This is a genomic window from Georgenia sp. Z1491 (assembly GCF_057652395.1).
Window position 1 is genome coordinate 1,836,341 of the sequence record NZ_CM172729.1, and the last position, 19,959, is coordinate 1,856,299.

The 19,959-nt window shown below is 73.1% G+C and carries 16 protein-coding genes; 13 read left to right on the plus strand and 3 right to left on the minus strand.

Features of this window, described 5'->3' with window-relative positions:
• Positions 1-92 precede the first annotated feature (92 nt).
• The 4 genes from AC24HA_RS08560 to AC24HA_RS08575 all read left to right on the plus strand — a co-directional run bounded on the left by AC24HA_RS08560 (position 93) and on the right by AC24HA_RS08575 (position 5,019).
• Positions 93-1,127, plus strand: a complete 1,035-nt coding sequence (locus AC24HA_RS08560) for an NAD(P)H-dependent glycerol-3-phosphate dehydrogenase (protein WP_425709015.1) — start codon at positions 93-95, stop codon at positions 1,125-1,127.
• Positions 1,128-1,173: 46 nt separating this feature from the next.
• Positions 1,174-1,959, plus strand: a complete 786-nt coding sequence (locus AC24HA_RS08565) for a DeoR/GlpR family DNA-binding transcription regulator (RefSeq protein WP_425709014.1) — start codon at positions 1,174-1,176, stop codon at positions 1,957-1,959.
• Positions 1,960-2,128: 169 nt separating this feature from the next.
• On the plus strand, positions 2,129-3,184 hold the full coding sequence (locus AC24HA_RS08570) for an alcohol dehydrogenase catalytic domain-containing protein (RefSeq protein WP_425709013.1): 1,056 nt from the start codon (positions 2,129-2,131) through the stop codon (positions 3,182-3,184).
• A 143-nt stretch (positions 3,185-3,327) separates the two neighbouring features.
• Positions 3,328-5,019, plus strand: a complete 1,692-nt coding sequence (locus tag AC24HA_RS08575; RefSeq protein WP_425709012.1) for a dihydroxyacetone kinase family protein — start codon at positions 3,328-3,330, stop codon at positions 5,017-5,019.
• A gap of 213 nt (positions 5,020-5,232) precedes the next feature.
• On the opposite strand, the gene AC24HA_RS08580 is transcribed toward AC24HA_RS08575, so the two are convergent.
• Both AC24HA_RS08580 and AC24HA_RS08585 read right to left on the minus strand, forming a co-directional pair.
• Positions 5,233-7,113 (minus strand): glycoside hydrolase family 13 protein, encoded by a 1,881-nt coding sequence (locus tag AC24HA_RS08580; RefSeq protein WP_425709011.1) that lies wholly within the window; start codon positions 7,111-7,113, stop codon positions 5,233-5,235.
• Complete coding sequence (locus tag AC24HA_RS08585) at positions 7,110-8,231, minus strand: LacI family DNA-binding transcriptional regulator (protein WP_425709010.1); 1,122 nt, start codon at positions 8,229-8,231, stop codon at positions 7,110-7,112. Before AC24HA_RS08585 ends, AC24HA_RS08580 begins: the two co-directional genes overlap by 4 nt.
• Positions 8,232-8,489: 258 nt before the next feature.
• Between AC24HA_RS08585 and AC24HA_RS08590 the strand changes: the two genes are divergently transcribed.
• From AC24HA_RS08590 to map, 9 genes are all read left to right on the plus strand, one after another.
• A complete protein-coding gene (locus AC24HA_RS08590; RefSeq protein WP_425709009.1) occupies positions 8,490-9,848 on the plus strand; it encodes a sugar ABC transporter substrate-binding protein in 1,359 nt (452 codons plus the stop codon).
• A 274-nt stretch (positions 9,849-10,122) separates the two neighbouring features.
• Positions 10,123-11,748, plus strand: coding sequence for an ABC transporter permease subunit (locus tag AC24HA_RS08595; protein ID WP_425709008.1), 1,626 nt, complete (start codon positions 10,123-10,125; stop codon positions 11,746-11,748).
• Positions 11,748-12,674, plus strand: a complete 927-nt coding sequence (locus tag AC24HA_RS08600; protein ID WP_425709007.1) for a sugar ABC transporter permease — start codon at positions 11,748-11,750, stop codon at positions 12,672-12,674. Before AC24HA_RS08595 ends, AC24HA_RS08600 begins: the two co-directional genes overlap by 1 nt.
• Before the next feature lie 178 nt (positions 12,675-12,852).
• Positions 12,853-14,403: an FGGY-family carbohydrate kinase gene (locus AC24HA_RS08605; RefSeq protein WP_425709006.1), complete on the plus strand. Its 1,551-nt coding sequence runs from the start codon at positions 12,853-12,855 to the stop codon at positions 14,401-14,403.
• Positions 14,404-14,477: 74 nt separating this feature from the next.
• Positions 14,478-15,524: a galactitol-1-phosphate 5-dehydrogenase gene (locus tag AC24HA_RS08610; protein ID WP_425709005.1), complete on the plus strand. Its 1,047-nt coding sequence runs from the start codon at positions 14,478-14,480 to the stop codon at positions 15,522-15,524.
• A 51-nt stretch (positions 15,525-15,575) separates the two neighbouring features.
• Entirely contained in the window at positions 15,576-16,574 is a 999-nt protein-coding gene (locus AC24HA_RS08615) for a sugar-binding transcriptional regulator (protein WP_425709004.1), read from the plus strand.
• On the plus strand, positions 16,571-17,230 hold the full coding sequence (gene deoC / locus AC24HA_RS08620; protein ID WP_425709003.1) for a deoxyribose-phosphate aldolase: 660 nt from the start codon (positions 16,571-16,573) through the stop codon (positions 17,228-17,230). The genes AC24HA_RS08615 and deoC overlap by 4 nt, the downstream gene beginning before the upstream one ends.
• A 185-nt stretch (positions 17,231-17,415) precedes the next feature.
• The gene (locus tag AC24HA_RS08625; RefSeq protein WP_425709002.1) at positions 17,416-18,459 is read left to right on the plus strand and encodes a zinc-binding dehydrogenase; all 1,044 of its coding nucleotides are present in this window, start codon (positions 17,416-17,418) and stop codon (positions 18,457-18,459) included.
• Positions 18,460-18,471: 12 nt separating this feature from the next.
• Entirely contained in the window at positions 18,472-19,239 is a 768-nt protein-coding gene (gene map, locus AC24HA_RS08630) for a type I methionyl aminopeptidase (RefSeq protein ID WP_425709001.1), read from the plus strand.
• Between the two features lie 86 nt (positions 19,240-19,325).
• Here the strand turns inward: map and dhaL are convergent, their stop codons facing one another.
• The gene (dhaL, locus tag AC24HA_RS08635) at positions 19,326-19,958 is read right to left on the minus strand and encodes a dihydroxyacetone kinase subunit DhaL (RefSeq protein WP_425709000.1); all 633 of its coding nucleotides are present in this window, start codon (positions 19,956-19,958) and stop codon (positions 19,326-19,328) included.
• Position 19,959: the final 1 nt, after the last annotated feature.

Consider the following 19,959-nt stretch of genomic DNA (forward strand, 5'->3'; position numbering starts at 1 on the left):
GATGCCTGTTGTTTGTCACATCCGAAGTGTGGGATGATGCGGGCGGCTCGCGGTTGGGCCGACGAGGTTCACCGACGAATCGAGGCAGCGACATGACGACGATCACCATCCTCGGCGCAGGGGCCATGGGTTCCGCGCTCGCCACGCCCTATCGCGCCCAGGGCCACGAGGTCCGCCTGTGGGGGACCTGGCTCGACGACCACCTGCTCGACGCCGTCGAGGCGGGCGAGCCCCACCCGCGCACGCAGGTCCCCGTGGCCGAGGGCACCCGGCTCTTCCGGTCCGGCGAGATCGAGGCCGCCCTCGACGGGGCCGAGTACGTCGTCCTCGCCGTCGCGTCCGTCGGGGTCGAGAAGGTCGCCGAGCTGGCCCTGTCCGGCATCGCACGGGCACGGGTGCTCCTGCTCACCTCCAAGGGCTTCGCCCCGGACGCCGAGGGGCGCATCGAGCTCCTGCCCGACGCCGTGCGGCGCGTCGCCGCGGCGAGTGGCACGCCCCTGCCGCCGATCGTCGCCGTCGGCGGCCCGTGCAAGGCCAACGAGGTCGCCGCCGACCGCTGGACCGCGACCCTCTACGCGGGGAAGGACGAGGCGGTCGTCCGTGAGGTGGCGGCGGCGCTCAGCTCGACCACCTACCGGATCGAGCCGTCCGCGGACGAGGTGGGGCTCGAGGTCAGCGCGCCGATGAAGAACGTCTACGCGATCGCCCTCGGGCTCGCCGACGGTCTCCAGGAGGCCCACGGCGAGCCGTTCCACAACCTCAAGGCCGCCACCTTCGCCCAGGCGGTGCGCGAGATCGCGCTCCTCGGTCAGGCTCTCGGCGGCCGCGCCGAGACCGTCTACGGGCTCGCCGGCGTCGGCGACCTCGAGGTCACCGGTCTGTCCGGACGCAACAAGGTCTACGGCTCCCGGATCGGCGCCGGCGAGGAGGCCACGGAGGCCCTCGCCGCGATGGAGGCCGCCGAGCAGACCGTCGAGGGCGTGCCCGCCGCCGGTCTCGCGGTCCGGCTCGCCCGGCAGGTCGGCGGCGGCCTCACCGAGCGCATGCCCCTGCTGTCCGCCGTCGCGGACGTCATCGACGGCGCCGACGACCCGGCCGGACGCGTCGCGGCCGCGGTGCTGCCGTGAGCGGGGTGCTCGCGGACGGCCCGCCGGCGACCGGTGCGCGCGGCCGATGACGCAGGAGGACGCGCGGGGCGCCGGCGAGCTCAACCGCCGCCGCCACCGCCTGGCGGACATCGTGGTCGAGCGCGGCTCCGTCCAGGTCGAGGAGCTTGTCGCCGAGCTGGGCGTCTCGGCGATGACCGTCTACCGGGACCTGGCGGCGCTCGAGCAGCTGGGCCTGCTCGCGCGCTCGCGCGGCACGGTGACGTCCGTGGTCACCTCGCTCGTCGAGGCGTCGGCCGCCTACCGGCTCGCGCGTGACACGGAGGTCAAGGACGAGCTCGGCGCCGTCGCGGCCCGGCTCGTCGCCCCGGACAGCGTGCTTATGCTCGACGACTCGACGACCGGCCTGCACGTCCTGCGCGCGCTCGGCGCCACGAGCGGTCTCACGGTCATCACCCACTGCCAGTTCGTCGCCACCGCAGCCCAGGCGATGGAGGGGGTGCGGCTGCACATGGTCGGCGGACGCTGGACGCCGTGGGCGCAGGCCTACCACGGCCCGTCGACCGTGGCGGCGCTGCGCGAGCTCAGCGCCGACTGCTGCGTCATGTCGGCCACCGCGATCTGGGACGACGCGATGCACCACCCCGACGGCGACGTCACGGAGGTCAAGCGCGCCATGCTCGCGCGGTCGGTGCGCAAGATCCTCGTGGTCGACTCGAGCAAGTTCAGCCGGCGCGCGATGCACCGGGTCGCCGACCTCGCCCAGGTCGACGACGTGGTCGTCCCCTCCGCCCTGTCCGCCGAGCGGGTCGAGCACCTGCGCGACCTCGGCCTGCGGGTCCACGTGTCATGACCGCCGCACGAAGGGCCGTCCCGGCGCCGTCTGGCCACGGTACGACCGCGGGACCGCCGACCACCGGCGCACCGCCGGCCCTGACCATCCTGTCCGCCCCGTCCCCGTCACCCAAGGAGATCCCGATGCCGACGACGCACCAGATCCTCACCGACCCGAGGGCCGCCCGATGAGGGCCGTCGTCCTGCGCGGGAAGGGGGACGTCGTCCTCACGGAAGTGCCGACCCCGAGCCCGGGCCCCGGCGAGGTGCTGCTGAGGGTCGCCGCGAACACCGTGTGCGGCACCGACGTGCGGCTGCTGCGGGGGGAGAAGGACGCCCGGCCCGGGGTCGTGCTCGGCCACGAGGCGGCCGGCGTCGTCGCCGAGGTCGGCGACGGAGTGACCGCGGTGGAGGCCGGCGACCTGGTCGCGGTCCTGCCGACGATCTCGTGCGGCTCGTGCTTCTACTGCCGCCGCGACCTCGAGCACCACTGCGAGCAGGCCCGGCTGTTCGGCTACCAGGTCGACGGCGGCCTGGCCGAGTACCAGCTCGTGCCCGCCGACGCCGTCGCGCGCGGGAACCTCGTGCCGGCCCCGTCGGGCATGGACCCCGCACACCTCGCGCTGGCCGAGCCGCTCGCCTGCGTGCTCAACGGGCTGCGCGAGTACACCGTCGAGCTCGGCGACACGGTGCTCGTCATGGGGGCCGGCCCGATCGGGCTGCTCCACCTCCAGGTGGCGCTCCTGCGTGGCGCGCGCCACGTCGTCGTCACCAACCGCTCCGCCGAGCGGCGCCAGGTCGCGCTCGACATGGGCGCGACCCTCGCCCTCGACCCGGCCACCGACGACCTCGACGCCGAGCTGCGGGCGCTGACCGACGGCCGCGGCGCCGACGTCGCCGTCATCTCCATCGGTGCGCCCGAGCTGTTCAACGAGGCCTCCCGCCTCGTGCGCGTGGGCGGGCGCGTGAGCGCGTTCGCCGGGTTCCCCAAGGGCGGGACCGCCGTCATCGACCCGAACGACATCCACTACGGCCAGCTCACCGTCACCGGCGGCTCGAACTGCCGCCGGTCCGACTACCACGAGGCCGTCGGCCTGCTGGCGTCCGGCGCCGTCGACGGCTCGCGCTACGTCACCCACCGGTTCGACCTCGACCACGCGCTCGACGCCGTCGAGCTCACCGCTCAGCGGGGCGGGCTCAAGGTCGCCGTCGTCCCCGGCGGGACGACCGCCGCTGCGACCTGATCCGGCGCCGCGCCCTGACCGACCCGAGCACACCCGACCTGACCAGACCCGCCCCGACCAGCCACGTCCCGCCCCCGCACGTCCGTCCACCCATCCACCCATCTACCCATCACCCCCACCAGATCGACACCGAAGGAGCTGTCATGACCAAGCTCGTCAACGACCCGTCGGACTTCCCGGCCGAGCTCGTCGCCGGATTCGCTGCCGCGTTCCCCCACCACGTCCGTGAGGTGTACGGCGGCGTCGTCCGAGCCACCCGCACCCCGAAGGGCAAGGTCGCCGTCCTCACCGGCGGCGGGACGGGCCACTACCCGGCGTTCATGGGCTGGGTCGGCCCGGGCTTCGCCGACGGCGGCGTCACCGGGAACATCTTCGCGTCGCCGTCGGCCGCCCAGGCCGTGTCGGTCGCGAAGGCGGCCGAGCGCGGCGGCGGCGTCATCATCGGCTTCGGCAACTACGCCGGCGACGTCCTCCACTTCGGCGACGCCGTCGAGCGCCTGCGTGCCGACGGCATCGACGCCCGCGCGCTGGTCGTCACGGACGACATCGCCTCCGCGACCGAGGACGAGATCGACAAGCGCCGCGGCATCTCCGGCGACCTCCCGGTATTCAAGATCGCCTCCGCCGCGGCCGAGGAGGGCATGGACATCGACGAGGTCGAGCGCGTGTTCCGCCACGCCAACGACCGCACTCGGACCCTCGGCGTCGCGTTCTCGGGCTGCACCCTGCCCGGCTCGTCCGAGCCGCTGTTCACCGTGCCAGAGGGCCGGCTCGGCATCGGCCTCGGCGTCCACGGCGAGCCCGGCATCGACGAGACGGACCTCGGGACCGCCGACGAGGTGGCCACCACCCTCGTCGACACCGTGCTCAAGGAGCGTCCCGAGGGCGCCGACGGACGCGTCGTCGTCCTGTTCAACGGGCTCGGCACCGCGAAGTACGAGGAGATGTTCGTCGCCTACCGCACCATCGAGAGCCAGCTCGAGGCCGCCGGCCTCACCGTGGTCGACCGGCTCGTGGGCGAGCTCGTCACCTCGCTGGACATGGGCGGGGTCTCCTTGACGCTGGTGTGGGTCGACGACGAGCTCGAGCGGCTGTGGAAGGCCCCCTGCGACACGCCGACCGTGAAGATGGGGCAGATCGCCGGCGAGGAGCTCAGCGCCGAGGAGATCCAGCAGGTCGAGTCCGCCGAGCAGGCGATCCCCGACGCCGACGACGCCGGGAAGGCCGCCGCGGCACGCCTCGTCGAGGTGCTCTCGTCGGTGTCCGAGGCGCTCGCCGCGAAGAAGGAGGAGCTCGGTGAGCTCGACACGTTCGCGGGCGACGGCGACCACGGCACGGGGATGGCGCGCGGCTCGAGCGAGGCGCTCGCCTCGGCACGGGAGGCCGTCGACGCCGGAGCGGGCCTGCGCACCGCGCTCGGCCGGGCCGGCGAGACCTGGTCCGACCGAGCCGGCGGCACCTCGGGCGCGCTGTGGGGCGCACTGCTCAACGCGGCCGCAGGCGAGCTGTCCGACACCGGGTCGCCGAGCAACGCCGACCTCGTTCGGGCCGCCAAGGCCGCGGTGGACGCCGTCGCCCGCGTGGGCGGGGCGGTCGCGGGTGACAAGACGATGCTCGACGCACTGCTGCCCGCGATCGACGCCCTCGGCGAGGGCGACTGGGCGGCCGCCGCGGTGGCTGCCCAGCAGGGCTCGGAGTCGACCGAGCAGATGCGGCCCAAGCTCGGGCGCGCGCGTCCGCTCGCGGAGAAGTCCGTGGGGCACGCGGACCCCGGCGCGGTCTCCGCGGCGCTGGTCGTCCGCACGATCGCTCGGCACGCGGGCACGGCGCACTGAGGCGAGGCGCGGGACTCGGCGCCGAGATCGTGGTTGGAGCGAGCTGAGGAGACGGACCTCGCGCCGAGAGCGCGGTTGACGCGCCGAGAGTCAGGTCGGGGCGCCGAGTGGACACCCGCCGGGGGTCCATTCGGCGTCCCGACCGCGTCGTCGACGACGAACCGCGCCCTCGGCGTTCCGACCGCGTCGTCGACGTGCCGGAGCCGGCAGTACTCAGTCCGCGCTGTTCTCCCGCACCGCCCAGACGGCGGTGTCGACCGGGACCGTCCCGTCCTCGCCGGCCCCGGGCTGCGAGGCCAGGACCACCCGCCAGCCCTCGGGAAGGTGGACCGGCTCGCCGCCGGTGACGAGCACGACGAGGACCTCCCGGCCGTCGGCTCCTCGGGAGATCAGAGCGAGCACGCCGTGGGCGTCGAGCCCGTCCAGGTCGCCGGCGGCCGTGCCCTCCGCGCCGCCCGACGCGGGCATCTCGACCGCTCCCGGCCCAGCGGCGCCGATGGGCTCGACCGCTCCCGGCCCACCGGCGTCGACGAGCTCGAGCGACGCGCGGCCGAGACCGAGCTTGCGGCGCAGCCGCAGCGCCTCGCGGTAGAGCTCGAGCGTCGAGCCGGCCACGCCCGCCTGCCGGTCCGCCGCCAGCGCACGGAACTCCTCGGGCTGGGGCAACCACGAGGCGCCCGACGGCGAGAAGCCGAATGCCGGTGCGTCGGCCTCCCAGGGCAGCGGCACACGGCAGCCGTCGCGCCCGGCCTCGGCGCCGGCGGTGCGCGCGTACGCCGGGTCCTGACGGGCCTGCGCCGGCAGGTGGGTGTGCTCGGGCAGGCCGAGCTCCTCGCCCTGGTAGAGGTACGCCGAGCCGGGCAGAGCGAGCATGACCAGCGTGACCGCGCGGGCGCGGCGCAGCCCCAGGGCGGCGTCGGGCTGCGGGTCGTCCGCCGTGATCCCGTTCGGCCCCTTGCCCGTGTCCTCGCGGGCGAGGCCGAGCCGGCTCGCGTGCCGCACGACGTCGTGGTTGGACATCACCCAGGTCGACGGCGCGCCCACGCGGTCCGCCGCGGCGAGCGACCCCCGGATCGCGGCGGCGTACGACCCTGAGTCGTAGCGGGTGGACAGGAAGCGGAAGTTGAACGCCTGGTGCATCTCGTCGGGCCGCACGTACCGCGCGAGACGTTCGTCGTCGTCGACCCAGGCCTCGGCCACGAGGATGCGCGCGGGGGAGTACTCGTCGAGGACGCGCCGCCAGGTCCGGTAGATCTCGTGGACGCCGTCGCGGTCCCACATCGGCGCGGGCGGGACGTCGGCCGGGTCGACGTCGGAGCCCGAGACCATGCGCAGGTGCCAGGGCCAGTCGGGCAGCCCCGCCTCCTTGACCAGGCCGTGTGCGACGTCGACCCGGAACCCGTCCACGCCCCGGTCGAGCCAGAAGCGCAGGATCGAGAGGAACTCCGCGCGGACCTCCGGGTGGTCCCAGTCGAGGTCGGGCTGCGAGCCGTCGAACAGGTGGAGGTACCACTGCGGGTCGTTGGCCCACGCGGAGCCCGGGGCGTCGGTCCGGTCGCGCACGCGGGTCCAGGCGATGCCGCCGAACACCGAGGTCCAGTCGTTCGGGGGCAGGTCGCCGTCGTCGCCCCTGCCGTCCCGGAAGAGGTACCGGTCGCGCTCCGGCGAACCGGGACCCGCGGCGAGGGCCGCGCGGAACCACGAGTGCTGGTCGGAGGTGTGGTTGGGGACGAGGTCGACGATCACCCGCAGCCCGAGCTCGTGCGCCCGGACCAGCAGGATCTCGGCGTCGTCGAGCGAACCGAGCACGGGGTCGACGTCGCGGTAGTCGGCGACGTCGTAGCCCGCGTCCTTCTGCGGCGACCGGTAGAAGGGCGAGAGCCAGATCGCGTCGACGCCCAGGTCCGCCAGGTGCTGGAGCCTGGCGGTGATCCCCGGCAGGTCGCCCATGCCGTCGCCGTCCGAGTCCGCGAACGAGCGCGGGTAGACCTGGTAGACGACGGCGTCGCGCCACCAGTGGTCACCGCCGCCGGAGCCGGCGGCGTGCAGGAGGGTGCCCGCCGGGCGGTCGTGGGGTGCGGCTGCGTCGGTCATCCGTCCTCGTCCTGTGCCGGGTTCGTCGGTGGTGCGGGTGGGGCCTCGGCGCCCGGTGCGGGCGACGGGTACGCGGGCGACGGGGAGGCGGTCGCCGCGGCCGGCGACTCCGGCGGAGCCGCGCCGGTCGAACGACGCACCACCAGCTCAGGGACGAACGTCAGCTCGGCGGCGCTCGGCGAACCGCCCCGGATCATCGCGACGAGCGTCGACACCGCCGCCTGGCACATCGCCGGCACCGGTTGACGGATGGTCGTCAGCGGCGGGTCGCTGAACCCCATGAGCGGCGAGTCGTCGTAGCCCACCACCGACACGTCCTCGGGCACCCGCAGGCCCGCCGCGCGGACCGCGCGCACGACCCCGAGCGCCATGAGGTCCGACGCCGCGACGACGGCGGTGCAGCCGGCCTGGAGAAGCTCGAGGCCGGCGGCGCGGCCCCCCTCGACCGTGAACAGGGTCGAGACCGTCGCCGGGTCCGGGTCGTCGACGTACCGGGCCGCCGCCGCACGGAAGCCGTCGATCTTGCGGGCGACCGGTACGAAGCGCGTCGGACCGACCGCCAGGCCGATCCGACGGTGCCCCTGCGCGGCGAGGTGCCGCACGGCCAGATCCATGGCGTCGGCGTCGTCGGCGGCGAACGCCGGCGCCGAGATGTCCGGGTTCGTCCCGTTGACCAGGACGAACGGGACGCGCCGGTCGACGAGCCGGTGGTAGCGAGCGGGATCGGCAGAGGTGTCGGCGTGGAGGCCGGAGACGAAGACGATCCCGTCGACGCCGTGCTCGAGCAGCATCTCGACGTAGTCGTCCTCGGTGGTCCCACCGGGGGACTGGGTGCACAGCAGCGGCGTGAGGTCGGAGCTGCTCAGCAGCGTCTCGATCTGCTGGGCGAACGCCGGGAAGATCGGGTTCGAGAGCTCGGGGACGATCAGGCCCACGAGCCCGGCCGAGCGCTGCCGGAGCGACGAGGGCCGCTCGTAGCCGAGGACGTCGAGGGCGGCGAGCACCTCGCGCCGGGTGGCCTCCGCCACCCCCGGACGACCGTTGAGCACCCGGGAGACCGTCGCGGTGGAGACGGCAGCCTGGTCGGCGACGTCGGTCAGCCGCGTCCGGGGCGTCATGCGACGCTCTCCGTCGTCGACGTGGTCGGTAGGCCCCGTGGAGGGCGGTGGAGGGTCATCGTGCGCTCCTCGTCGAGCGTCCCGCTCGCGCGGTCGTGGGGAAGAGGTGCAACGGCACCGTCTGGATTCCTGAAAGTTACTGCAAGTGGTTGCAGATCGCCAGTCGGCTGCGTACTGTGTGCCTCGATCCGCGAGGTGCGCAGCGATGAGCACGTCCGCGGAGACATCCCCGTCACCTTCACACACCTGGAGACCGAGATGCGACGGAGCATCACCACCCTCGCGGCAGCAGCTGCCGTGGCCCTCACCCTCGCCGCCTGCGGAGGCGGTGACGACGAGTCGACCGGTACCGAGGAGGAGCCCGCCCAGGACGCCGGCGGAACCGACGACGAGGCGTCCTCCGACGACGCCGGTGGCGAGTCCTCCTCCGACGAGGCGTCCTCCGACGACGCAGGTGGGGACGAGGTCGCCGAGGCCGGCGAGGTCACGCCCAACGAGGACGGCACCCTGGTCGTCTGGGTCGACGAGACGCGCCAGGCAGCCGTCGAGGAGGCCGCCGTGGCGTTCGAGGAGGAGACGGGCATCGAGGTCCAGACCGTGCTGCGCAACTTCGAGGACATCCGCGCCGACTTCGTCACGCAGGTGCCCACGGGCGAGGGCCCGGACATCACCGTCGGTGCGCACGACTGGCTCGGCGAGCTCACCGTCAACGGCGTCGTCGCGCCGCTGGAGCTGACCAACGCCGACGTGTTCGAGCAGGTGGCCATCGATGCCGTCACGTACGACGAGCAGGTCTACGGGCTGCCGTTCGCCATCGAGAACATCGCGCTCATCCGGAACACGGAGCTCGCCCCGGAGGCCCCGGCCACGTGGGACGACGCGCTCGCAGCGGGCGAGCAGGCGGGCACCGAGTTCCCGATCCTCATCCAGACGAGCACCGAGGGCGACCCCTACACGTACTACCCGCTCCAGATGTCCTTCGGCGCCCCGGTCTTCGAGACCGACGACGCGGGCGCGTACACCGAGGAGCTCGGCCTGGGCGGGGAGGGCGGCGCGGCGTTCGCGCAGTGGCTCGCCGAGCAGGGCGAGAACGGCACGGGCGCCCTCGACACGAACGTCACCTACGACGTCGCCGTCGAGGCCTTCGCCAACGGCGAGTCACCCTTCATCGTCGGTGGCCCGTGGATGCTCGAGTCCTTCGCGGACATCGACGTCGCGATCGACCCGATCCCGGCGCCCGGTCCCGAGGCCGCCACGCCGTTCGCCGGCGTCCAGGCGTTCTTCGTCAACGCGCAGTCCGCGGACGCGCTCAACGCCAACGACTTCCTCGTCAACTACATGTCGACCGAGGAGGCGCAGACCACGATCTTCGAGACCGGTGGTCGCCTGCCCGCGCTGACCGCGTCGGCCGACGCCGCGGCGGAGGACGAGATCCAGGCCGGCTTCCGCGAGGTCGGCGCCGACGCGGCCCCGATGCCCGCACTGCCCGCGATGGGTCAGGTCTGGCAGTTCTGGGGCGTGACCGAGGCCGGCATCGTCTCCGGCGCCGAGGCCGACCCGGCCGCCGCCTGGGAGACCATGGTGGCCGACATCCAGGGCGCGATCGACGCCGGCTAGACCCTGCCCGTGCGGGGCGGCGGCCGACCTGCCGCCGCCCCGCAGCATGGCCCCGCCCGCCACGCGTCGCTACGGTGCGCCGTTCCCACCTCGCACCTCTCCACCTCGCACCCCGCGCCCCGCGGTGCGCCGCTCCCACCTCCGCTCCATGCGGTGCGCCGCTTCCACCCCGCGCGCCACGGCGCCGCTCCCACCTCGCGCCCCACGGCGCATCGCACTCCTCTCCGCACCGTAGGTCGGCACGACGTCGTGCCCACGTCCCCGAAAGGGCCCCATGACCGCGACAGAGCTCCCGGTGGCCGCCCCGTCGCCCGGCACCGGCGGCACCCGCACCCGTCCCGCCGCCGGCGGTGACGTCAACGTCTGGTTCTTCGTCAAGCTCGCGCTCGTCGCGCTGGTCGACGCGCTCGGTATCACGATCGTCATCCAGGCGGTCGGTGCCGAGTCCTGGTGGCTGCTGGGCGGCACCGTCGTCGTGCTCGTCGTCGTCAACTGGGTGTACTTCTCGCGCCGGGTCGTCCCGCTGAAGTACCTCCTGCCCGGACTGATCTTCCTCGCGATCTACCAGGTGTTCACCATCGTCTACACGGGGTACGTCTCGCTGACGAACTACGGCGACGGCCACATCCTCGACAAGCCGACGGCGATCGAGCGGATGCTCGAGCAGAACGAGCGACGGCTCCCGGACGCGACGACGTTCCCCGCCGTCGTCGTCGAGACCGATGACGGTCTCGGGCTGGCGATCTACGACGAGGCGTCGGGCACCGTACGGATGGGCGTCCACGAGGGCGAGCTCGAGGACGTGCCGGACGCCGTCGTCGACCTGGACGCCACGCGTCCCCTGATCACGGAGGTGCCCGGCGCACAGATCCTCCCGCGCGACCAGATCTCTGACCATCAGGCCGAGATCCTCGAGATCCGCATCCCGTTCTCGGACGACCCGAACGACGGGTCGCTGCGCACCACCGACGCCTCGAACGCGTTCCAGGCCACCTCGCGCCTGGTCTACGACGAGGACGCCGACGTCGTGACGAACGTCGAGTCCGGGGTCGAGTACCGGCCGGACGACCGGGGCAGCTTCGTCTCCGCGGAGGGCGAGGCGCTGACCCCCGGCTGGCGGGTGCTCGTCGGCCCCGAGAACTACATCGACGCGTTCGCCGACTCGAGGTACTCCGGCCCGCTGCTCAAGGTCCTGGCGTGGACGGTCGCGTTCGCCGCCCTGTCCGTGGTCACGACCTTCCTCCTCGGTCTCTTCCTGGCGGTCGTCCTCAACGAGCCGCGCCTCAAGGGGCAGAAGATCTACCGGACGCTGCTCATCCTCCCGTACGCGTTCCCGGGCTTCCTCGCGGCCCTGCTGTGGTCGGGTCTGCTCAACGAGCGCTTCGGCTTCGTCAACAACGTCCTCCTGCTCGGCGCCGAGATCCCGTGGCTCACCGATCCGTGGCTGGCCAAGCTCTCGGTCCTCGGCGTCAACCTCTGGCTCGGCTTCCCGTACATGTTCCTCATCGCGACCTCCGCGCTGCAGTCCATCCCCGGCGACCTCAAGGAGGCCGCGCGGATCGACGGCGCGGGCGTGTGGCAACACTTCCGGTCCATCACGATGCCGCTCGTGCTCGTGGCGACGGCCCCGCTGCTCATCGCCTCGTTCGCCTTCAACTTCAACAACTTCAACCTCATCTACATGCTCACCGGCGGCGGTCCGCGCATGGACGACGCGAGCGTGCCGGTCGGGCACACCGACATCCTCATCTCGATGGTCTACAACATCGCCGGCATCGACGGCGGGGCGCAGAAGGACTACGGGCTCGCGTCCGCGCTCTCGATCCTCATCTTCGTCATCGTCGCGGTGATCTCGGTCATCGGCTTCCGACAGGCCCGCAAGCTCGAGGAGTACAACTGATGACCACCACGACCCCCGACGCCGACCCGGTCGTCGACCGGAAGGGCCAGGAGATCGCCCCGCAGCGCCGCATGGGCTTCGGTCGCTGGTTCGCCGAGCTCGGTGTGCGGCACGTCGTCGGCATCGTCTTCGTCGTCTACGCCGCGTTCCCCATCGTCTACGTGCTCTCGGCCTCCCTCGCCGGGCAGGGCGCGACGCTGACCGGTTCGAACTCGCTGTTCACGTCCCTCGACGTCGGCAGCTATGCGCAGCTGTCCGACACCACGCTGTTCTGGACCTGGTTCCGCAACACGATGTTCGTCGGCCTCTCGACGGCGATCGGTACCGTGATCATGGCCGCCGCCGCGGCGTACGCGTTCTCCCGGTTCCGGTTCCGGGGGCACGGGTTCGGCCTCAACACCCTGCTCGTGCTGCAGATGTTCCCCCAGCTCCTCGCGTTCGTGGCGGTCTTCCTCCTCCTGCTCTCGCTCGGCGAGGTGGTGCCGGCGCTCGGGCTCAACTCGCGGGTCGGGCTCATCTGCGTGTACCTCGGCGGGGCGCTGGGCACGAACACCTTCCTCATGTACGGCTTCTTCAACACGATCCCCAAGGAGCTCGACGAGGCGGCCAAGATCGACGGTGCCAGCCACGCCCGCATCTACTGGACGATCATCCTGCGGATGGTCTCTCCGGTGCTGGCCGTCGTCGGCCTGCTGTCCTTCGTCGCCACGTTCTCCGACTTCGTCATCGCCCGCGTGGTGCTGCAGTCCGAGCAGAACTGGACCCTCGCGCTCGGGCTGTACGGCCTGGTCTCCTCGCTGACGAACCAGAACTGGGGCGTGTTCGCCGCGGGCGCCGTCATCTCGGCGGTCCCGGTGCTCCTGCTGTTCCTCTTCCTTCAGCGCTACATCGTCGGCGGGCTCACGGCCGGCTCGGTCAAGGGGTAGCGCGCCGGGACACGAGCCGGCGCAGGCCCAGCACTCCCCGCACTCCTGGTGCTCAGATGAGCGAACAGCGCGCCGCATTTGCGCGCATGCGCGAGCCGCTGGCAGGCTGAACGCACCCGAGCACCGGTCGTCGATAAGTCGATGACGCGGTGCGCCCCCGAGAACATGGGAGTTCCCGATGACTGACGGCCCCTACCTGCTGGGCATCGACATGGGTACCGGCGGTGCGCGCGCCGGGATCTTCGACGCCGCCGGCGCGCTCAAGGGCGTCGCCTCGACCGAGTGGAAGACGTCCTTCCCGCGGCCCGGCCGCGCCGAGCAGGACCCCGACACGTGGTGGTCGTCCATCGTCACCTCCGTCCGCGGCGCGCTGGCCGAGGCCAAGGTCCCCGCCGACGCCATCGCGGGCATCTCCGTCGACGCCACCAGCTCCACGCTCGTGGCCGCCACCAAGGACGGCCGCCACCTGCGACCCGCCCTGCTGTGGATGGACGTCCGGGCCGCCGCCGAGGCCGAGGAGCTCTCCCGGGCCGGCGACCCGGCCCTGAAGTACTCCGGGCACGGCGCCGTGTCCGCCGAGTGGGGCACCCCGAAGTCGATGTGGCTGAAGAACAACGAGCCCGAGATCTTCGCCGAGGCCGACCTCCTCGTGGACTGCACGGACTGGCTCGTCCACCGCCTGACCGGCGAGTGGACCATGTCCCTCAACCACGCGGCGGGCAAGTACTTCTACGACACCTCCGTCGGGGGCTGGCCCACGTCCCTCTACGACGCGGTCGGCGCGGCCGACCTGCTCGAGAAGTTCCCGGAGCGGGTCCTGCCCGTCGGCACCGCGGTGGGCGGCCTGCGCCCGCAGATCGCCGACGAGCTCGGCCTCGCCGCCGGCACGCCCGTGGCGGAGGGCGCGATCGACGCCTACGCCGGAGCGATCGGGCTCGGCGTCGTCGAGCCCGGCAAGATGGCCCTCATCACCGGCTCCAGCCACGTGATGATCGGCCAGTCCCCGGTGCCGTTGCACGCCAAGGGCCTGTGGGGCTCCTACACCGACGCCGTCATCCCCGGCGAGTGGACCGTCGAGGCCGGACAGGTCTCGACCGGGTCCGTCGTCGCCTGGTTCCGCGACCACCTCGCCCGCAAGGCGAACGACCGCGCGGCGGCGGAGAACCGCTCCGCCTACGAGGTCCTCGACGAGCTCGCCGCGGAGGTCCCCATCGGTTCGGAGGGCCTCGTCCTGCTCGACCACTTCCAGGGCAACCGCTCGCCCTACTCCGACCCGCGCTCCCGCGGCGTGTTCTGGGGCCTCACGCTCGGCCACACCGAGGGCCACATGTTCCGCGCGATCCTCGAGGGCATCTGCTTCGGCACGGAGAACATCTTCCGCACCATGCGCGCGGGCGGCTTCCCGCCGCAGGAGGTCGTCGTCTCCGGCGGTCCCACGAAGAGCCGCTTCTGGATGCAGATGCACGCCGACGTCTCGAACGTGCCGATCACGTTCACCGACGTGAGCGAGGGGCCCCTGCTCGGCTCCGCGATGATGGCCGCCGTCGGCGCCGGCGTCCACGCCGACCTCCCGACCGCGGCCCGGGAGATGGTCCGCACCGTGGATGTCATCGAGCCGGACACCGAGGCGCACGAGGCCTACCAGTACAACCTCGAGGCGTACATCGACACGTACGAGGCCATGAAGGAGCTGACCAACTCGATGTCGCGTCACGTCGACGAGGCCTGACGCCCACCGCAGAACCACCGGCAGCGCCGCGCCCGCGGCAGCGCCCGACCACCAGAAGGGAACCCGAGCCACACATGACCGAGACGATGAAGGCCGTCCAGCTCCACGCCGTCGGCGACGCACGCCTGGAGGAGGTCGAGAAGCCCACCCCGGGACCCGGCGAGGCCCTCCTCAAGGTCGCCGCGTGCGGCGTGTGCGGGTCCGACCTGGACCGCATGTTCAAGAAGGGGGCGCACAAGCTCCCCCTGATCTGCGGCCACGAGTTCTCCGCGTGGGTCGAGGAGCTCGGCGAGGGTGTCACCGAGGTGGCCGTCGGCGACCTCGTCACGGTCCCGCCGATGCTGCCCTGCTTCGAGTGCGCTCCCTGCGTGGCCGGCCACTACAGCCTGTGCGAGGACTACGACTACTACGGCTCGCGCCGCCACGGCGCCTACGCCGAGTACGTCGCGGGCCCGGCGCGGCTCCTGCTCAAGGTGCCCTCGGACCTCGACCCGCGGGCCGCGGCGATGGTGGACCCGTCGGCGATCGCCCTGCACGCTCTGCTGCGGACGAAGCTCGCGCCGGGCAAGCGGGTCGCCGTCGTCGGCGCGGGGGGCCCGATCGGCCTGTTCGCCATCCAGTGGGCACGTCTCGGCGGCGCGCTCGACGTCCTCGCCGTCGACGTCTCCCCGGAGAAGGCGGAGCTCGCCCGCGAGGCCGGGGCCACCGCCACGGCCACCACCCCGGAGCAGGCCGCCGAGGCTGCCGGGCTCGGCTACGACATCGTCGTCGAGTGCTCCGGCAACCCGATCGCCGAGAACCAGGCCGTCGGCCTGGCCGGACGCCACGGCGAGGTCGTGCTCATCGGCATCCCCAACGCCGACGTGACGATCAGCGACACGAACTGGGCGCGCATGATGCGCCTCGAGATCAACATCCTGGGCTCGTGGAACTCGTTCTCGGCGCCGTTCCCGGGCACCGAGTGGACGACCACGGTCGAGGCCATGCACCAGGGCCTGCTCAAGTGGGAGTTCATGATCACCCACGAGCTCCCGCTGGAGAAGGTCGGCGAGACGATCGAGGCGATGTACAACCGCACGATCCACAGCTCGAAGGTGCTGTTCCTGCCGCACGGGCTGTGAGCCCGGCAGGACCACGGACGCGGACGAGGACGACGACGACGGGGAGGCACGGTGCCGGTGCGCAGCGGTGACGAGGAGCGCGACCTGCTCCTGCTGCGGGTGGCCACGCTCTACCACGAGCAGGAGCTGACCCAGCAGGAGGTGGCCGAACGGCTTCACCTCACCCGCTGGCAGGTCGGCCGCCTCCTGCAGGAGGCGCGCCGCACCGGCATCGTCCGGATCGAGATCGTGCATCCACGGGCGCGCTCGCACGCCCTGGAGTCCGAGCTCGTCTCGCGCACCGGCCTCACCGCCGCCGTCGTCGTCCCGCCCGAGCGCGACCCGGTCGCCACGCGCGCCCGGGTCGCCGGTGCCGCCGGCGAGCTGCTCGCCGACCTCAAGGAGTCCCCGGGCACGCTCGCGGTGTCCTGGGGGCGCACGATGATCGACCTCGCCGAGCAGATCCCGCCGTCGTGGTCCGACGGCACGGTGGTGGTGCAGGCGAACGCCGGCCTGCCCCTGCCCGGGGCGAGCAACCCCGGGCAGGTCGTCGCCGAGCTTGCCCGCCAGGCACGGGGCACGGCCGTGTTCCTCCAGGCCCCGGCGATCGTCGAGTCGCCGGACCTGGCCGCCACGCTCATGGGCGACGCCTCGCTCAGGCGGGTCCTCGACCAGGCGCGGGAGGCCGACGCGCTCCTGTTCTCCCTCGGTGAGCCGGTCGGCACGTCCGTCCTCGTGGAGGCCGGCTACCTCAGCGCGGCCGAGGTCGAGCGTCTCGTCGCCCAGGGCGCCGTCGGCGACGTGCTCGGCCGGTTCATCGACTCCCGGGGCCGCCCGGCGGACCCGGCGATCGACGCGCGTACGGTCGGGCTCACGCTCGACGAGGTGCGCGCGTCCCGGCTGCCGATCGCCGTCGCGGCCGGCGTCGCCAAGACCCCGGCCGCGCTCGCAGCCGTCACCAACGGCCTGTGCAAGATCCTCGTCACCGACGAGGACCTCGCCGCCGGCCTGCTCGCCTCCCTGCCACCCGAACCCCCACGACCATCCCGAACGACAAGGAGCACGTCATGACCACCCGTACCCGCGCCGAGGTCGCCCAGCTCGTCGACCACACGCTGCTCAAGCCCGAGTCCACTCCCGACGACGTCGCCGCCCTCGTCCGCGACGCCGCCGAGCTCGGCGCCTACTCCGTGTGCGTGTCGCCGAACCTCGTCCCGCTCGAGGTGCCCGCCGGCCTCAAGGTCGCCGTCGTGTGCGGCTTCCCCTCCGGCGCCCACGCCGCCGAGGTGAAGGCGGCCGAGGCCGCCCGCTCCGCGGCCGACGGGGTCGACGAGATCGACATGGTCATCAACCTCGCCCTCGCGCTCACGGGCCGCTACGACGAGACCGAGGCCGAGATCCGGGCGGTCCGGGACGCCGCCCCGGGCGTGGTCCTCAAGGTCATCATCGAGTCCGGCGCGCTGGACGACGAGCAGATCGTCGCCGTCTGCGAGGCCGCCGAGCGCGCCGGCGCCGACTTCGTCAAGACGTCCACCGGCTTCCACTCCAGCGGCGGGGCCACGACCCACGCCGTCGAGCTCATGGCGCGCACGGTGGGCGGACGCCTCGGCGTCAAGGCCTCCGGCGGGATCCGCGACACGGAGAAGGCCCTGGCGATGATCGAGGCCGGCGCCACGCGCCTCGGCCTGTCCGGCACCGCGGCCGTCCTCGACGGACTGGACGCCTGACCCGGACCCCACGACGGGCTGTTTGGCCGCTGCGAGGAACGCGGCGGCCGGACGGCCGACCAACCGGCGTACCACGGCGTCGCCGGCTCGACGACTGGCGGCGTCACGGCGTCGGGGGCCCGACGACAGGCGGCGTCCCGGCGTCGCCGGTCACCACGGCCGTAGGGCCGCGAGAGGATGAGCGCATGCTGGCCTACGAGTTCCAGTCTGACGGCGAGCTGCGGCTCGTCGAGCGGCCCGTCCCGGTCGCCGACGACGGCGAGGTGACGATCGACGTCGCCGCCACCGGTGTGTGTGGGACGGACCTGAAGATCGCCCGCGGGCAGCACCGGCTCTTCCCGCCCGGCACGGTGCGCGTCCCGGGGCACGAGGTCGTCGGCCACGTCCGGGAGAACCGCTCCGGCGACGACCGGTTCGCCCCCGGGACGCTCGTCGCCCTCGCCCCGAACGTCGGGTGCGGGACCTGCCACGCCTGCGCGGGCGGCCGCAGCAACCTGTGCACGGACTACGCCGGCGTCGGCCTCACCTTCGACGGCGGGTTCGCCGAGGTCGTCCGCGTGCCGGCGCGCGGCGTGGCGGCCGGCAACGTCCTCGTGGTCGACGCGGGCCTCGAGCCGGTCGAGGTCGTCATGACCGAGCCCGTCGCCGCCGTCGTGCGGGGCCTGCGCCCCCTCGACCCCGGACCGGGCGACACGGTGCTCGTCTGCGGCGCCGGCCCGATCGGGCTCACCACCGTGCTGCTGGCGCGGATGCGCGGGGCCGAGCGCATCATCGTCAGCCAGACGTCCGCGCCGCGCCGGGAGCTGGCCGCCGCCCTCGGCGCCGACGACACCGTCGACCCGCGCGCCGAGGACCTCACCGAGCGCGTGCTCGAGCTGACGGGCGGTCGTGGCGCGGACTGCGTGGTCGTCGCCACCCCGGTGGCCGAGGTCTTCGGCGACGCCCTGCGCGCCGCCGCCGTCGGCGGGCGGGTGAACTTCTTCGCCGGCCTGCCCTCGGGGAAGGGTGAGATCGCCCTCGACGCCAACCTCGTCCACTACCGCGAGCTGATCGTCACCGGGTCCACCGCGAACACGCCCGAGGACAACGCGGAGGCCCTGAAGATCGTGTCCTCCGACCCGCGGCGCTTCCGCCGCCTCATCACCGACCGCGTGCCGCTGGCCGACGCGCCCGCCGGGTTCGCCCGTGCGGCGGCGGGGGAGAGCCTCAAGCTCGTGCTTGAGCCGTAGGATCGCGAGCACATGATCGAGATCCTCACACCCCCAGAGATCGCCCGCGGCCGGGTGACCGGCGCGATCGTCGCCGGGATCCTCGGCGCCGTCCGGGAACGGACCGTGCCGGGCACGAACCTCCTCGAGATCGACGAGTGGGCGCGCGACCTCATCGCGATGGCCGGCGCGACGTCCTGCTACGTCGACTACGCGCCGTCCTTCGGGCGTGGCCCGTTCGGCCACCACATCTGCACCGCCGTCAACGACGCTGTGCTCCACGGCCTGCCCCACGACCAGGTCCTCGCCGACGGCGACCTGCTCACCCTCGACCTCGCGGTCCTCAAGGACGGCGTGGCGGCGGACGCGGCGATCAGCTTCGTCGTCGGGGAGTCGACCGACCCCGAGAGCGAACGCCTCATCGACGCCACGCGGCGCGCGCTCGACGCCGGCATCGCCGCGGCGGGCCCCGGGCAGCGGATCGGTGACCTCTCGCACGCGATCGGTACCGTCCTGTCCGACGCCGGGTACCCCGTCAACACCCAGTTCGGCGGCCACGGGATCGGCAGCACCATGCACCAGGACCCGCACGTGCCGAACACCGGCCGGCCCGGCCGCGGCTTCCCGCTGCGGCCCGGCCTCATGCTCGCGCTCGAGCCGTGGGTGATGACCGACACCGACGAGCTCGCGATGGACGACGACGGCTGGACGCTGCGCAGCGCCACCGGCTGCCGCACCGCGCACACCGAGCACACGATCGCCATCACCGACCACGGCGCCGAGATCCTCACGCTGCCCTGATCCGTCCGGCCGGAAGAACGGGCCCGCACGACGCCGGGGGGCGAGGTCCGTACGGACCTCGCCCCCCGGCGTCGTGCTCCTCAGGGTCAGCTCGCGTCGATCGCGTCCGCCATCGCTGCCAGCAGCACGGACACCGAGATCGCGCCCGGGTCCGGATGGCCGACGCTGCGCTCGCCCAGCGACTTCGACTTGCCGAACCCGGAGACGAGCTCGGCGGAGCGCTCCACGCCCTCCGCGGCGGCGTCGGCCGCGGCGCGCGCGGTCGCCGTGAGCCCGTCCGGGACCGCCGAGCGGGCGGCCTCGGCGGCGGGCACGAGCGCGTCGAGCATCGTCTTCTGCCCGACCTGCGCCTTGCCGCGGCGCATCACCTGCTCGGCACCGGCCTCGAGCGCCGAGGCGAACCCCTCGGCGTCGAGGGTGTCGCCGTCGAGGACCTTGGCCGGTGCCCGGAACAGGGTGCCGAAGATCGCGCCCGAGGCCCCGCCGCTCGTGGCGAGCACCGCGGAGCCCACGGCCTTGAACGCCTCGCCCGCGGAGCCGGGCGAGGCCTCGGCCAGGGCCTGCTTCCCGGCCGTGAACCCGCGCGCCATGCCGACGCCGTGGTCGCCGTCGCCGATGGCCTGGTCCGCCTGGGTGAGCCGGTCCTTCGCCGCGACGATCGCGTCGCACGCGGCGGTGAGCACGGCCGTCACCTCGGCAGTCGTCAGCTGGTCCGCCATC

Coding starts and splice junctions, on each gene's coding strand:
- AC24HA_RS08565 (WP_425709014.1), top strand. CDS start 1,174: ATGACGCAGGAGGACGCGCGGGGCGCCGGCGAGCTCAACCGCCGCCGC.
- dhaL (WP_425709000.1), bottom strand. CDS start 19,958: ATGGCGGACCAGCTGACGACTGCCGAGGTGACGGCCGTGCTCACCGCC.
- AC24HA_RS08575 (WP_425709012.1), top strand. CDS start 3,328: ATGACCAAGCTCGTCAACGACCCGTCGGACTTCCCGGCCGAGCTCGTC.
- map (WP_425709001.1), top strand. CDS start 18,472: ATGATCGAGATCCTCACACCCCCAGAGATCGCCCGCGGCCGGGTGACC.
- AC24HA_RS08590 (WP_425709009.1), top strand. CDS start 8,490: ATGCGACGGAGCATCACCACCCTCGCGGCAGCAGCTGCCGTGGCCCTC.
- AC24HA_RS08570 (WP_425709013.1), top strand. CDS start 2,129: ATGAGGGCCGTCGTCCTGCGCGGGAAGGGGGACGTCGTCCTCACGGAA.
- AC24HA_RS08585 (WP_425709010.1), bottom strand. CDS start 8,231: ATGACGCCCCGGACGCGGCTGACCGACGTCGCCGACCAGGCTGCCGTC.
- AC24HA_RS08560 (WP_425709015.1), top strand. CDS start 93: ATGACGACGATCACCATCCTCGGCGCAGGGGCCATGGGTTCCGCGCTC.
- deoC (WP_425709003.1), top strand. CDS start 16,571: ATGACCACCCGTACCCGCGCCGAGGTCGCCCAGCTCGTCGACCACACG.
- AC24HA_RS08580 (WP_425709011.1), bottom strand. CDS start 7,113: ATGACCGACGCAGCCGCACCCCACGACCGCCCGGCGGGCACCCTCCTG.
- AC24HA_RS08605 (WP_425709006.1), top strand. CDS start 12,853: ATGACTGACGGCCCCTACCTGCTGGGCATCGACATGGGTACCGGCGGT.
- AC24HA_RS08625 (WP_425709002.1), top strand. CDS start 17,416: ATGCTGGCCTACGAGTTCCAGTCTGACGGCGAGCTGCGGCTCGTCGAG.
- AC24HA_RS08610 (WP_425709005.1), top strand. CDS start 14,478: ATGACCGAGACGATGAAGGCCGTCCAGCTCCACGCCGTCGGCGACGCA.
- AC24HA_RS08595 (WP_425709008.1), top strand. CDS start 10,123: ATGACCGCGACAGAGCTCCCGGTGGCCGCCCCGTCGCCCGGCACCGGC.
- AC24HA_RS08600 (WP_425709007.1), top strand. CDS start 11,748: ATGACCACCACGACCCCCGACGCCGACCCGGTCGTCGACCGGAAGGGC.